Raw genomic sequence first — 14,127 nt, 5'->3', positions numbered from 1 at the left:
AGGGAAGACCGGCCTCATTGCGGGTTTGCCCGCTCCCACAGGTACCGCACCGCTTGCAGCCTTGGTGCAGTACCTGTGGGAGCGGGCATGCCCGCGAAGAAGGTGCCTCGGTCGGTCAGGAAAACTCGAACGGCGCCAGCTGAAAGCCTTGCTCGTCAACCTGCAAGGCCCAGCCACGGCGGTCCCAGTCGCCCAGCACGATACGCCGTGCCGGTTGCCCGTCGACCACCAGCTTGTGTATTGCCGGCCGATGGGTATGCCCATGCACCAAGGTACGTACACCATGCGCCGCCATTACCTTCGGCACTTCCTCTGGCGTGACATCGACGATCTCGGTGGACTTCATCCGCGTTTGCGAGCGGCTTTCGCTGCGTAGCTTGCGTGCCAGCTTGTAGCGGGCCGACAGCGGCAGGTGCCGCAACACCCACAGGCTCAGCGGGTTGCGCAGCAAGCGGCGCATTTTCATGTAGGCCAGGTCGCGGGTGCACAAGGTATCGCCATGCATCAGCAGCACCTGCTCGCCACCCAGCTCGATCACGCTGGGGTCGTGCAGCAACGTGCAGCCCGCAGCGTCGCAGAAGGCTTGGCCGATCAGGAAATCACGGTTGCCATGCATCAGGTAGATGGCCGTGCCGCTGTCACTCAGCCGACGCATGGCCTGGCAGACCGACTGCTGGAAGGGCGTCATGGCATCGTCGCCGATCCAGGCTTCGAAAAAGTCGCCAAGGATGTACAACGCCTTGGCGTGGCGGGCACGGCCATCGAGCAGATCAAGAAACGCCCGGGTAATGTCCGGGCGTTCTTCTTGCAAGTGCAGATCGGAGATCAGCAGGATCACTCAACGATCTCGGCTTTCTCGATGATCACGTCGTCCTTCGGCACGTCCTGGTGGCCAGCCTTGGAACCGGTGGCGACCTTTTCGATGGCGTCGACGATTTCACGGCCTTCGATCACTTCGCCGAATACCGCGTAGCCCCAGCCCTGCACGTTCTTGCCGCTGTGGTTGAGGAAGTCGTTGTCGGACGAGTTGATGAAGAACTGCGCCGAGGCGGAGTGCGGCTCCATGGTACGGGCCATGGCGATGCTGTACTTCTTGTTCTTCAGGCCGTTGTCGGCTTCGTTCTGGATGCTGGCGCGGGTCTTCTTCTGGCTCATGCCAGGCTCGAAGCCGCCGCCCTGGATCATGAAGCCCTTGATCACGCGGTGGAACACGGTGCCATTGTAGTGGCCGTCCTTGACGTACTGAACGAAGTTTTCGGTAGTCAGCGGCGCTTTCTCGGCGTCCAGTTGCAGGACGATGTCGCCGTGGTTGGTGCTCAGTTTGACTTTGGACATGCTGAAACTCGCTCTTTCAAGGCAATCGGAATTAGGGTGCGCAGGGCGCGGGTCATCACCTGACGCAGGATCAGGCGATCGCGACACATGGCGCGCACTGGCCATTTTGCCAGGCTGCGGCAAAAAGCCGTGATAAATCACGCCAGTTTGTCCGGGCCCGACTGTCAGCAGCTTGACTGCTTCGGCTATGATAGGCCCTTTGATTCAATCGGCCTACCCAGGCCGGACACGTGCATTCAAGGATCCTATGAGCAAGCCCACTGCCGACAACGCGCCCAACGCCGCTGCCAAAGGCGCCCCCGCTGTCCCTGCGAATTTCCTGCGGCCGATCATCCAGGCCGACCTGGACTCGGGCAAGCACAGCAGCATCGTCACCCGTTTCCCGCCGGAGCCCAATGGCTACCTGCACATCGGTCACGCCAAGTCGATCTGCGTCAACTTCGGCCTGGCCAAGGAATTCGGGGGCGTCTGCCACCTGCGTTTCGACGATACCAACCCGGCCAAGGAAGACCAGGAGTACATCGACGCCATCCAGAGCGATGTCAAGTGGCTGGGCTTCGACTGGGCCGGCGATGTGCGCTACGCCTCCGACTACTTTGACCAGCTGCACGACTGGGCGGTCGAGCTGATCAAGCGTGGCAAGGCCTACGTCTGCGACCTTACCCCCGAGCAAGCCAAGGAATACCGTGGCAACCTCAAGGAGCCGGGCAAGAACAGCCCGTTCCGCGAGCGCAGCGTTGACGAGAACCTCGACCTGTTCGCGCGCATGAAGGCCGGCGAGTTCAAGGATGGCGAGCGCGTGCTGCGGGCCAAGATCGACATGGCCTCGCCGAACATGAACCTGCGCGACCCGATCCTGTACCGTATTCGCCATGCCCACCACCACCAGACCGGTGACAAGTGGTGCATCTACCCGAACTACGACTTCACCCACGGCCAGTCGGACGCCATCGAGGGCATCACCCATTCGATCTGCACCCTGGAGTTCGAAGGCCATCGTCCGCTGTACGACTGGTTCCTCGACAACCTGCCGGTGCCGGCGCACCCGCGCCAGTACGAGTTCAGCCGCCTGAACCTGAACTACACCATCACGTCCAAGCGCAAGCTCAAGCAACTGGTCGACGAAAAGCACGTCGAAGGCTGGGACGACCCACGCATGTCGACCCTGTCCGGCTTCCGTCGCCGTGGCTACACCCCGGCTTCGATCCGCAACTTCTGCGAAATGATCGGCACCAACCGTTCCGACGGCGTGGTCGACATGTCGATGCTCGAGTTCAGCATCCGTGACGACCTGGACCGCACCGCACCGCGCGCCATGTGCGTGCTGCGCCCGCTGAAGGTGGTCATCACCAACTATCCGGAAGGCCAGGTCGAGCAGCTCGAACTGCCGCGCCACCCGAAGGAAGACATGGGCGTGCGCGTGCTGCCGTTCTCCCGCGAGCTGTACATCGACCGTGACGACTTCATGGAAGAGCCGCCGAAGGGCTACAAGCGCCTGGAACCGGCCGGTGAAGTGCGCCTGCGCGGCAGCTACGTGATCCGCGCCGACGAGGCGATCAAGGATGCCGACGGCAACATCGTCGAGCTGCGCTGCTCGTACGACCCGGACACCCTGGGCAAGAACCCGGAAGGCCGCAAGGTCAAGGGCGTGATCCACTGGGTACCGGCCGAGGGCAGCGTCGAGTGCGAAGTGCGCCTGTACGACCGCCTGTTCCGCTCGCCGAACCCGGAAAAGACCGAGGAGGGCGGCAGCTTCCTGGACAACATCAACCCAGGCTCGCTGCAGGTGCTCAGCGGCTGCCGCGCCGAGCCGTCGCTGGCCCAGGCGCAGCCCGAGGACCGTTTCCAGTTTGAACGCGAAGGCTACTTCTGCGCCGACCTGAAGGACAGCCAGCCGGGCCGCCCGGTGTTCAACCGCACTGTCACCCTGCGTGACTCCTGGGGCAGCTGAGGAACCGCCGTGCTTACCATCTACAACACGCTGAGCAAAACGAAGGAAACCTTCAAGCCGCTGGATGGCAACAAGGTGCGCATGTACGTGTGCGGCATGACCGTGTACGACTACTGCCACCTGGGCCATGGCCGCAGCATGGTGGCCTTCGACCTGGTCACCCGCTGGCTGCGCAAGAGCGGCTACGAGCTGACCTATGTGCGCAACATCACCGACATCGATGACAAGATCATCAACCGGGCCAACGAGAACGGCGAAAGCTTCGATGCCCTGACCGCCCGCATGATCGACGCGATGCACGAAGACGAGCGCCGCCTGAACATCCTGCCGCCGGACCAGGAGCCGCGTGCCACCGACCATATCGCCGGCATGCACGCGATGATCCAGACCCTGATCGACAAGGGTTATGCCTACGCACCGGGCAATGGTGACGTGTACTACCGCGTCGGCAAGTTCGTCGGCTACGGCAAGCTGTCGCGCAAGAAGATCGAAGACCTGCGCATCGGTGCCCGTATCGAGGTCGACGAAGCCAAGCAGGACCCGCTGGACTTCGTGCTGTGGAAGGGCGTCAAGCCGGGCGAGCCGAGCTGGGAGTCGCCATGGGGCCCGGGGCGTCCGGGCTGGCACATCGAGTGCTCGGTGATGTCCACCTGCTGCCTGGGTGAAAGCTTCGACATCCACGGCGGCGGTAGCGACCTGGAGTTCCCGCACCACGAGAACGAGATCGCCCAGAGCGAGGCGGCCACCGGCAAGCAGTACGCAAACGCCTGGATGCACTGCGGCATGATTCGTATCAATGGCGAGAAGATGTCCAAGTCGTTGAACAACTTCTTCACCATTCGCGACGTGCTCGAGAAGTATCACCCGGAAGTGGTGCGCTACCTGCTGGTGGCCAGCCACTACCGCAGCGCGATCAACTACTCGGAAGACAGCCTGCGCGATGCCAAGGGCGCGCTGGAGCGCTTCTACCACGCCCTGCGTGGCTTTCCACGGGTGGCGGCCAAGGGTGGCGAAGAGTTTGTCGAGCGCTTCAGCGTGGCCATGAACGACGACTTCGGCACCCCCGAAGCCTGCGCCGTGCTGTTCGACCTGGTGCGCGAGATCAACCGCCTGCGCGAAAGCGATGTGGAGGCTGCTGCCGGCCTGGCCGGTCGCCTGCGCGAGCTGGGTGATGTGCTGGGGGTGCTGCAGCTGGAAGCCGATGACTTCCTGCGTGCCGGTGCCGAAGGCAAGGTGGATGCCGCGGAGGTCGAGGGCTTGATCCAGGCGCGCCTGCAGGCGCGTGCGGACAAGAACTGGGCCGAGTCCGACCGCATTCGCGACCAGCTGACTGCCATGGGTGTGGTGCTGGAAGACGGCAAGGGTGGGACTACCTGGCGTCTGGCCGACTGATCGATGTCACTGGGGCTGCTGCGCAGCCCATCGCCGGCAAGCCAGCTCCCACAGGAACCGCGCAATACTGAAGAACTGTGCAGTCCCTGTGGGAGCTGGCTTGCCGGCGATGGGACGCATAGCGGCCCCAGCTTCTATTTGGCTAGCCCGGCGAGCGGGCAGTGCAGTATCAGCCTCGCCCCGCCCAGCTCGCTTTCCCCCACCTCCAGCCCGAACCCATGCAGGTCGACGATCGCCGCAACGATCGACAACCCCAGCCCGAACCCCGCATGGCGGTGGCCTTCATCGCTACGGTAGAAGCGCTTCAGCACCGCCGCACGTTCCTCTTCCGGAATACCCGGCCCGCTGTCCTCGATGGCCAGGTGCAGGCCCTTGTCGTCCTGCGTCGCCGTTATCCGCACCAGCCCACCCTCGGGCGTGAACTTGATGCCGTTGCCCACCAGGTTGGCCAGTGCCTCGAACAGCAGTTCGCGGTCACCATGCAATGCCGGCAGTTCGGCCGGCTGCTGCAGTTCCAGGCGGATGCCGCCATCTTCTGCCAACGGCAAGTAGAAGTCGTGCAGCTCGACCAGCAACTCGTGCGGGTCAAGCTGGACGAAACCGGCTCGCCGCTGGCGGTCTTCCAGTTCGCTGATGCGCAACAACCCGCGAAAACGCGCCATCAGGGTGTCGGTTTCGCTAATGGCCTGGTCCAGTGCCTCGGCCTGGGTGGAGTCAGCGTCACTTTGCTGGCGAATGCGGTACAGCTGGGCGCGCAGGCGCGTGAGCGGGGTGCGCAGGTCGTGGGCGATGTTGTCACACACGCCCTTGACCTCGTGCATCAGCCGCTCGATGCGGTCGAGCATGGCGTTGACGATGGCTGCCAGCATGTCCAGCTCGTCGCGCCGGGCCGACAGCGGCAGGCGGTGGGTAAGGTCACCGGCGACGATCAGTTCGGCCTGGGCCTGGATCGCGCGGATGCGCTTGAGTGGGCGGCGCCTCAGCAGGTACCAGCCGGCAAAGCCCGGGATCAGGGTCAGCGATATCCCCCAAAGCAGGGCATGCAGGATGATCCGGGTCACCACGAACAGCGAGCCGTTGTCGCGCACCAGCACCAGCCAGCGGCCATCCTGCACCTTGATCGCCACCGCGTCGCAGCTGTCACGCGGCATGTGCGGGTCGTCGGCGTCCAGGCAGCGCTTGAGTTCGTGAACCTTGCCGTCCAGCCCCAGCTCTGGCGGGATGGCGCGAATGCGCCCGCCGATCGGGTTGAGCTGGTTGTCGAACAGGCCGTAGGCGTCGAAGCTGCGCTCCTCGAAGGCCTGGCTGGCGACCAGGGCGTCGTCCAGCTGTTTGCCGCTCATGTGCGCGAACAGGTGCTGGCGCTGCAGCATCGAATGGCGGGTGAGTTTGTTCAGGTAGCTGGACACCTCGAAGTACAGCACCCCCATGAGGATGCTGCTCCAGGCCACGAACAGAAAGCTGTACAGCGCCAGCAGGCGGCTGGTCGAGGAGCTCCAGCCCTTAGACGGGTTCAGCAATGGCATAGCCGGAGCCCCGTACCGTACGGATCAGCGGCGACTGGCCGGGCGAGTCGATTTTCTTGCGCAGGCGACCGATGTGTACGTCGATCAGGTTGGTGCCCGGGTCGAAGTGGTAGCCCCAGACTTCCTCGAAAATCATCATCCGCGTGATCACCTGGCCGCTATGGCGCATCAGGTACTCCAGCAGCTTGTACTCGGTGGGCAGCAGGTTGAGGGTCTGTTCGCCACGGCGGGCTTCGTGGCTGATCAGGTCCAGTTGCAGGTCGGCGACCTGCAGGCGGGTCTGGGTCATGGGTACGCTGTTGCGGCGCAGCAGCACTTCGACCCGCGCGGCCATCTCGTCGGAGGCGAACGGTTTGGTCAGGTAGTCGTCACCCCCGGCACGCAGGCCGCGCACCCGCTCGTCGACGTCGGAGAGGGCGCTGATCATCAGGATCGGCGTGGCAATCTTGAGGTTGCGCAGCGTGGTGACGATGGTCAGGCCATCGACCTCGGGCAGCATGCGGTCCAGAGTGATCAGGTCGTAGCCGCCGGCAATGGCCTTGGCCAGGCCTTCACGGCCATTGTCGGCCCAATCCACCTCAAGGCCGTGGCTGGTAAGTTCGGCGACGATTTCCTGGCCGGTGACGGCGTCGTCTTCGATGGTCAGTACGCGAGGCATGCTGGTTCCCGGGCATCTAATGGAGACTTGATTGTGCCAAAGAATAGCCAAACGGCGATTTAAGAAAAATTCATCTGGCGCGTTTTGCCTGCCCTGGCCCTATCGCCGGCAAGCCAGCTCCCACAGAGACCCCACAGGCCCCGAAGGCAGCGCAGTACCTGTGGGAGCTGGCTTGCCGGCGATAGGGCCCTGAGGGATACAAAGCAACCCTCTAGCGTGCGCCGATACCCTCGGCATGCATGATCTGCGCAATGATCGGCACCGGGGTCATCAGGTGCGAGCGCATCATGGCACTGGCGCGCTTGGCGTCCCGGGCCAGAATCACTTCCACCAGAGCCGCATGCTCCTGACGCTTGAGCTCCAGGGCCTGTTCGGAAAACACCGTCTGGGTCAGCCACAGGTGCCGGTAGCGCTCGGCCTGGTCGAACAGGTAAGTGCGCGCCTGCAGCAGGTGCTTGGAGCCGCAGCCCGAGGCAATGGCCGTGTGGAACGCCTTGTGCCGTTCGTCCCACACATCCAGGCGCTGCTCGCGGGTCTTCACTTCCACCACCTTGGCCAGGGTATGCGAGTGGGCCAGTACCGACGCCTCCCAGGCGTCGTCGCCACGCTCGATGGCCAGGGTGATGATCATCGCCTCCAGGTTGGCGCGGGCATCGTAGATGTCGTTCATCTCGTCCAGCGACATGGGCGCCACACGGTAGCCTTTCTGGCTGATCGCGTTGACCAGGTGCTCGGCCACCAACTGCGACAGTGCTTCGCGCAGCGGGCCCACGCCCAGGTCGTAGCGCTCCTTCAGGGTGCTCATCAGCAGCTTTTCGCCGGGTTTGAACACGCCGCGGATGATGTCCTTCTTGAGCCTCTCATACCCGCTGAATGCTGAGTTTTGTCGGGGGGCGAGCGCTTCCAAGGTCCTGTTCCTCAAACGGTTTTGTCGATCATACCGAAAGCGTTCGCCGGCGAAAAACAATGGACAAAAACACATTCTGTCTTTGAAAAATAAAAATGTAGACATTTTGCGTTTATGGCGATAATTTTAGCTCGCCCGCACTGATCCAGGTCATGCCCGGACGGCGCTACTCATTTTTTCTGCCAGGACACTGCCATGAACGCTTTTACGCAGATCGACGAACTTGTGATGCCACTGCCGCTCGAGCCGCGTGGTTACACCATCGCCCCTTCGAAACAGTCGCCGCGCCTGCTTGAGCTCACCTTTGCCCGCGAAACGGTCGAAGCGTTCGTCCAGGCTGTTGCCCAGTGGCCGGTGCAGGCGCTGGAGTACAAGTCGTTCCTGCGCTTCCGGGTTGGCGAGATCCTCGACGAGCTGTGCCAGGGCACCCTGCGGCCGGTGCTGCTCAATACCATCCTCAACCGCGCCAGCGGCGGCATGCTGATCACCCCGGTCGGCCTGGATGACGTGAGCCAGGCCGAGGACATGGTCAAGTTCACCACCGCCTGCGCACACCTGATCGGCCGCTCCAACTACGACGCCATGAGCGGCCAGTTCTATGCCCGCTTCGTGGTGGTCAACACCGACAACTCCGACAGCTACCTGCGCCAGCCGCACCGGGTCATGGAGCTGCACAACGACGGCACCTTCGTCAACCAGATCACCGACTACGTGCTGATGCTGAAGATCGACGAAAAGAACATGGAAGGCGGCAACTCGCTGCTGCTGCACCTGGACGACTGGGAGCAGTGCGACGAATTCTTCCGCCACCCGCTGGCCCGTCGCGAAATGCGCTGGACCGCACCGCCGAGCAAGAAGGTGTCCGAAGATGTGTTCCACTCGGTATTCGACACCGATGCCGAAGGCCGCCCGACCATGCGCTACATCGACCAGTTCGTGCAGCCGGAAAACTACGAGGAGGGCATCTGGCTGAACGCCTTGTCCGAATCGCTGGAAGGCAGCGAGAAGAAGCTTTCGGTACCGGTCGGTGTGGGTAGCTTCCTGCTGATCAACAACCTGTTCTGGCTGCATGGCCGCGACCGCTTCACGCCGCACGAAGGCCTGCGCCGCGAGCTGATGCGCCAGCGCGGTTACGTGGCCTTCCCCAAACCGCTGTACCAGCGCGGGCAATAATGACAGGGCGCGGGGCGGGCGCCCGCCCACGCGTCTTTGCACAAAACGATGCCACCAGGGCCCGCGCGGGCCTTGGTGAGCCAGTCAGGCAATGCCTGCGTGTGAGGTAAGGCTGTGTACGATTTCATCATCATTGGCGGTGGCATTGTGGGCATGTCCACGGCCATGCACCTGATCAAGGTCTACCCGGATGCGAAGATTCTCCTGCTGGAGAAAGAGTCCGGCCCGGCCCGCCACCAGACCGGCCACAACAGCGGCGTGATCCACGCCGGCGTGTATTACACCCCCGGCAGCCTCAAGGCGCGCTTCTGCCTGGAAGGCAACAAGGCCACCAAGGCTTTCTGCACCCAGCACGGTATCCGCTTCGATGAATGCGGCAAGCTGCTGGTGGCTACCAACGACCTGGAAATGCAGCGCATGAAGGCGCTGTGGGAGCGCACCGCGGCCAATGGCCTGGAGCGCTACTGGCTGTCGGCGGCCGAACTGCGCGAGCGCGAGCCCAATATCGTTGGCATGGGCGGCATCTTCGTGCCCTCCAGCGGTATCGTCAATTACGCCGAAGTGACTGCGGCCATGGGCGCCGAGTTCCAGCGCGCCGGCGGTGAGATCCGCTATGGCGCCGAGGTGGTCGGCCTGCAGGAGTTGGCCAGCGAAGTGGTCGTGCGCACGCGTGGCGACCATCATGACGATGAGTTGCGCAGCCGTTTCCTGGTGACCTGCTCGGGCCTGATGGCCGACCGCGTGGTGAGCATGCTGGGCCTGCGGACCGAGTTCGTCATCTGCCCGTTCCGTGGCGAGTACTACCTGCTGCCCAAGCAGCACAACCAGATCGTCAACCACCTGATCTACCCGATTCCCGACCCGTCCATGCCGTTCCTGGGTGTGCACCTGACACGCATGATCGACGGCACCGTGACCGTTGGCCCCAACGCCGTGCTGGCAATGAAGCGCGAGGGTTACCGCAAGCGCGATGTCAGCCCAGCCGACCTGTTCCAGACCCTGACCACCCCCGGCATCCTCAAGGTGCTGGCGAAGAACTTCCGCCCAGGCCTGATCGAGATGAAGAACTCGCTGTTCAAGGGTGGTTACCTCAAGCAGGTCCAGAAATACTGCCCGAGCATCACCAAGGCCGACCTCACGCCTTATCCGGCCGGCGTGCGTGCCCAGGCCGTATCGCGTGACGGCAAGCTGATCGACGACTTCCTGTTCGTCAACACCGCTCGCAGCGTCAACGTGTGCAACGCACCGTCGCCGGCCGCCACCTCCGCCATCCCGATCGGCGCATACATCGTCGACAAGGTATGCGAGCAGGTCGGTCGCCAGGGCGGCAGTTTCCCCAAGGCCGACCTGGCGCCTCGTCAGCGGGCTGCCGGCTGACCTACCCGTAATACGCCCTGCGGTTTCGTTTTCCTCAACCCGTACTGCCCTACTCACCATCTGGGGCAGGGCGGGCTTTTTCGCGCCTGCGTCGGTGACGTGCAAGCCGGCGGCCCCAGCGTGGGCATGACAATAACAACAAGGTAGCGCCATGCAAACCCACAAGAACAATTTGAGTCATGGATTGAAATCCCGGCATGTCACCATGCTGTCCATTGCCGGCGTGATCGGTGCCGGCCTGTTCGTCGGCTCCGGCCGTGCGATTGCCGAGGCAGGGCCCGCCACCATCCTGGCCTATATCCTGGCCGGCGCGCTGGTGGTGCTGGTGATGCGCATGCTGGCCGAAATGGCCGTTGCTTCACCGGACACCGGTTCGTTCTCTACCTATGCCGACCTCGCCATCGGCAAATGGGCCGGCTACACCATCGGCTGGCTGTATTGGTGGTTCTGGGTACTGATCATTCCCATCGAGGCCAATATCGCCGCCACCATCATCAATTCCTGGGTCCCGCAGCTGGAGATCTGGGTCTTGTCGTTGGTGATTACCCTGTTGCTGACCGCCACCAACCTGTTCAGCGTGAAGAACTACGGTGAGTTCGAGTTCTGGCTGGCGTTGGTCAAGGTGGTGGCCATTGTCGGCTTCATCGCGCTGGGGGTATGCGCCATCTTCGGCCTGCTGCCAGGCTCCGGTGTCAGCGGCGTGTCGCGCCTGTGGGACAGTGGCGGCTTCATGCCCAACGGTTTTGGTGCGGTGCTGAGCGCCATGCTGATTACCATGTTCTCGTTCCTCGGCGCCGAAGTGGTGACCATTGCCGCAGCCGAATCGGATGAAGCGGGCAAGCATATTTCCAAGGCCACCAACTCGGTGATCTGGCGGATCACGCTGTTCTATATCCTGTCGATATTCATCGTCATCGCGCTGGTGCCGTGGACTGACCCGCGCCTGGCCACCGAAGGGTCCTATGTCACGGTGCTGGACACCCTGGGCGTGCCGAATGCCAAGGCCATCATCGACTTCGTGGTGCTGACGTCGGTGACCAGTTGCCTCAACTCGTCGCTGTATACCGCTTCGCGCATGGTCTACTCGCTGAGCCGCCGCGGTGATGCGCCAGCCTGTGCCCAGGTGACCAGCCGCAGCGGTACCCCCGTGGTGGCTGTACTGCTGTCCACAGGCGCAGCTTTCCTGGCGGTGATTGCCAATTACCTGGTCCCGGCCAAGGTGTTCGGCTTCCTCATGGCAAGCTCCGGCGCCATTGCCCTGCTGGTGTATCTGGTGATCGCCGTTTCCCAGCTGCGCCTGCGTCAGCGCCTGACTGCACAGGGCAAGACGTTGGGCTACCGCATGTGGCTGTTCCCATGGCTGACCTGGGGCGTGATCCTGTTCATCAGCGGGGTGCTGGTACTGATGCTGTTCCGCCCGGATCACCGTCTGGAAGTGGTATCGACCATGGTGCTGGCGGTACTGGTGGTGTGTTCGGGCCTTCTGGTCACACGGCGCCGGGCGCGCGAGGCGGTGGTTGGCAGCGTAGGGCAGGGCGCTTGAGTCGCTCGGCCTGAAGACAGACGAGCAAGTCGCATCAGGCTGTGAGAGGATGTCCGCCATCACAGCCAGGACCCCGAACGCAGCCTGATGAAGACACCCAAAAGAATCGAACCCCTGATCGAAGACGGCCTGGTCGACGAAGTACTGCGGCCGTTGATGAGTGGCAAGGAAGCCGCCGTGTATGTGGTGCGCTGTGGCAGCCAGGTGCGCTGCGCCAAGGTTTATAAAGAAGCCAACAAGCGCAGTTTCCGCCAGGCTGCCGAGTACCAGGAGGGCCGCAAGGTTCGCAACAGCCGTCAGGCCCGGGCCATGGCCAAGGGCAGCAAGTACGGCCGCAAGGAAGCCGAAGACGCCTGGCAGAACGCCGAAGTGGCGGCGCTGTTCCGCCTGGCCGGCGCTGGCGTGAGGGTTCCCAGGCCCTACGATTTCCAGGACGGCGTGCTGTTGATGGAGCTGGTGACCGATGCCGACGGTGACGCGGCCCCGCGCCTGAACGACGTACACCTCGAGGCCGAGGAAGCCCGGGCGTACCATGCCTTCGTCATTCGCCAGATCGTGCTGATGCTGTGTGCCGGGCTGGTGCACGGCGACCTGTCGGAGTTCAACGTGCTGCTTGGCCCGGACGGGCCGGTGATCATCGACTTGCCGCAAGCGGTGGATGCAGCGGCCAACAACCATGCCTTCAGCATGTTGCAGCGCGATGTGGCCAACATGGCCCATTATTTCGGGCGCTTTGCGCCGGAGCTGAAAAGTACCCGGTATGCGCAGGAAATGTGGGCCTTGTACGAGGCGGGCGAACTGCGCCCGGACAGCCCGCTGACGGGGTTGTTCGAGGATGACGAGCAGGCGGCTGACGTGGCCGGGGTGATGCGCGAGATCGATGCGGCCCGGCTGGATGATGCGCGCCGGCGAGCCGCGCGGGCCGAGGCTGAGGCAGGGGTGGCCAGGGCAGAGGAGCCTGCGCCGCCCTGGCTGCAGTGATGTGTTGCCTGTGCCGGCCTCTTCGCGGGCACGCCCGCTCCCACAGGAATCGCGCTGTACTTGTGGGAGCGGGCATGCCCGCGAAAAGGCCGGCACAGGAAAAATGCAGCCATTGCCTTTGACGCAAGACAATATCTCGTCATCTGGCCTTTTCACTGGCGCGCGACAGGCATAAGGTATACGCCGTTCAAATTCCCTGGAGCTGTCATGTCCAACCAATTCCCGTCCGTTCGTCCACGCCGCCTGCGCCAGAACGAGTCCCTGCGCACGATCTTCCAGGAAACCGAGTTCCGCCTTGAAGACCTGATCCTGCCGATCTTCGTCGAAGAGGGCATCGATGACTTCGTGCCGATCACCAGCATGCCGGGCGTCAACCGCATCCCCGAGAAGCTGCTGGCCCAGGAAATCGAGCGCTATGCCCGCGCTGGTATCAAGTCGGTGATGACCTTTGGCGTTTCGCACAACCTGGACGCCGTCGGCAGCGACACCTGGAACGAAAACGGCCTGGTCGCGCGCATGTCACGCATCTGCAAGGACACCGTGCCGGAAATGGTGGTGATGTCCGACACCTGCTTCTGCGAATACACCAGCCATGGCCACTGCGGCGTGCTGCACGACCACGGCGTGGACAACGACGCCACCCTGGCCAACCTGGGCAAGCAGGCGGTCATCGCCGCTGCTGCCGGTGCCGACTTCATTGCCCCGTCGGCGGCGATGGACGGCCAGGTCCAGGCCATCCGCAGCGCGCTGGATGGTGCCGGCTTCCACGACACCGCGATCATGGCCTATTCCACCAAGTTCGCCTCGTCGCTGTATGGCCCGTTCCGTGAAGCCGGTGGTACCGCGCTGAAGGGCGACCGCAAGAGCTACCAGATGAACCCGATGAACCGCCGCGAAGCCGTGCGCGAGTCGCTGCTCGACGAGCAGGAAGGCGCCGATGTACTGATGGTCAAGCCGGCCGGTGCCTACCTCGACGTGATCGCCGATATCCGTGCCGCCTCGCGCCTGCCGCTGGCGGCGTACCAGGTGAGCGGCGAGTACGCGATGATCAAGTTCGGTGGCCTGGCTGGCGCCATCGATGAAGGCCGGGTGGTGCGTGAAAGCATTGGCGCGATCAAGCGTGCCGGTGCCGACCTGATCCTCACCTACTTCGCCATGGACCTGGCCCGCGAAGGCATCTGACCGCGAGCCGTTGCCCATGCAAGCCGCTGCCATCGCAGCGGCTTTTCTTTGCCTGCGCCGCAACCGGTGAGGAAAAACACAAAAAACCCTTAAGCGCTGAAT

At 63.3% G+C, this 14,127-nt stretch carries 12 protein-coding genes; 7 read left to right on the top strand and 5 right to left on the bottom strand.

The window, feature by feature from the left end:
- Positions 1-115: 115 nt before the first annotated feature.
- Both ACLCGK_RS26395 and ACLCGK_RS26390 read right to left on the bottom strand, forming a co-directional pair.
- Positions 116-838, bottom strand: a complete 723-nt coding sequence (locus ACLCGK_RS26395; protein ID WP_013972909.1) for a UDP-2,3-diacylglucosamine diphosphatase — start codon at positions 836-838, stop codon at positions 116-118.
- A complete protein-coding gene (locus tag ACLCGK_RS26390; protein ID WP_003259195.1) occupies positions 835-1,335 on the bottom strand; it encodes a peptidylprolyl isomerase in 501 nt (166 codons plus the stop codon). The genes ACLCGK_RS26395 and ACLCGK_RS26390 overlap by 4 nt, the downstream gene beginning before the upstream one ends.
- 247 nt (positions 1,336-1,582) lie before the next feature.
- Here ACLCGK_RS26390 and ACLCGK_RS26385 point away from each other — a divergent pair, with 247 nt between their 5' ends.
- Together ACLCGK_RS26385 and cysS are read left to right on the top strand one after the other, a co-directional pair.
- On the top strand, positions 1,583-3,286 hold the full coding sequence (locus tag ACLCGK_RS26385) for a glutamine--tRNA ligase/YqeY domain fusion protein (protein WP_013972908.1): 1,704 nt from the start codon (positions 1,583-1,585) through the stop codon (positions 3,284-3,286).
- Positions 3,287-3,295: 9 nt separating this feature from the next.
- On the top strand, positions 3,296-4,678 hold the full coding sequence (gene cysS, locus ACLCGK_RS26380; protein ID WP_410953296.1) for a cysteine--tRNA ligase: 1,383 nt from the start codon (positions 3,296-3,298) through the stop codon (positions 4,676-4,678).
- Positions 4,679-4,812: 134 nt separating this feature from the next.
- On the opposite strand, the gene ACLCGK_RS26375 is transcribed toward cysS, so the two are convergent.
- The 3 genes from ACLCGK_RS26375 to csiR all read right to left on the bottom strand — a co-directional run bounded on the left by ACLCGK_RS26375 (position 4,813) and on the right by csiR (position 7,769).
- Positions 4,813-6,204: a sensor histidine kinase gene (locus ACLCGK_RS26375; protein WP_410953295.1), complete on the bottom strand. Its 1,392-nt coding sequence runs from the start codon at positions 6,202-6,204 to the stop codon at positions 4,813-4,815.
- A complete protein-coding gene (locus ACLCGK_RS26370; RefSeq protein ID WP_013972905.1) occupies positions 6,182-6,862 on the bottom strand; it encodes a response regulator transcription factor in 681 nt (226 codons plus the stop codon). The genes ACLCGK_RS26375 and ACLCGK_RS26370 overlap by 23 nt, the downstream gene beginning before the upstream one ends.
- 211 nt (positions 6,863-7,073) lie before the next feature.
- Positions 7,074-7,769 carry a DNA-binding transcriptional regulator CsiR gene (gene csiR / locus ACLCGK_RS26365; RefSeq protein ID WP_015270630.1) on the bottom strand — a complete coding sequence of 232 codons (696 nt, stop codon included), beginning with the start codon at positions 7,767-7,769 and terminating at the stop codon, positions 7,074-7,076.
- A gap of 195 nt (positions 7,770-7,964) precedes the next feature.
- On the opposite strand from csiR, the gene glaH reads away from it, so the two are divergent.
- The 5 genes from glaH to hemB all read left to right on the top strand — a co-directional run bounded on the left by glaH (position 7,965) and on the right by hemB (position 14,025).
- Entirely contained in the window at positions 7,965-8,942 is a 978-nt protein-coding gene (glaH, locus tag ACLCGK_RS26360) for a glutarate dioxygenase GlaH (protein ID WP_013972903.1), read from the top strand.
- A gap of 114 nt (positions 8,943-9,056) precedes the next feature.
- Entirely contained in the window at positions 9,057-10,319 is a 1,263-nt protein-coding gene (lhgO, locus tag ACLCGK_RS26355; RefSeq protein WP_003260140.1) for an L-2-hydroxyglutarate oxidase, read from the top strand.
- Between the two features lie 151 nt (positions 10,320-10,470).
- The gene (gene gabP, locus ACLCGK_RS26350) at positions 10,471-11,862 is read left to right on the top strand and encodes a GABA permease (protein WP_023661037.1); all 1,392 of its coding nucleotides are present in this window, start codon (positions 10,471-10,473) and stop codon (positions 11,860-11,862) included.
- Between the two features lie 87 nt (positions 11,863-11,949).
- Entirely contained in the window at positions 11,950-12,843 is an 894-nt protein-coding gene (locus tag ACLCGK_RS26345; RefSeq protein WP_123085035.1) for a PA4780 family RIO1-like protein kinase, read from the top strand.
- Between the two features lie 207 nt (positions 12,844-13,050).
- Positions 13,051-14,025, top strand: a complete 975-nt coding sequence (hemB, locus tag ACLCGK_RS26340) for a porphobilinogen synthase (protein WP_013972900.1) — start codon at positions 13,051-13,053, stop codon at positions 14,023-14,025.
- Positions 14,026-14,127: the final 102 nt, after the last annotated feature.

The sequence above is a fragment of the Pseudomonas sp. S1(2024) genome (assembly GCF_046557535.1).
This window is presented reverse-complemented; position numbering and strand designations above follow the sequence as displayed.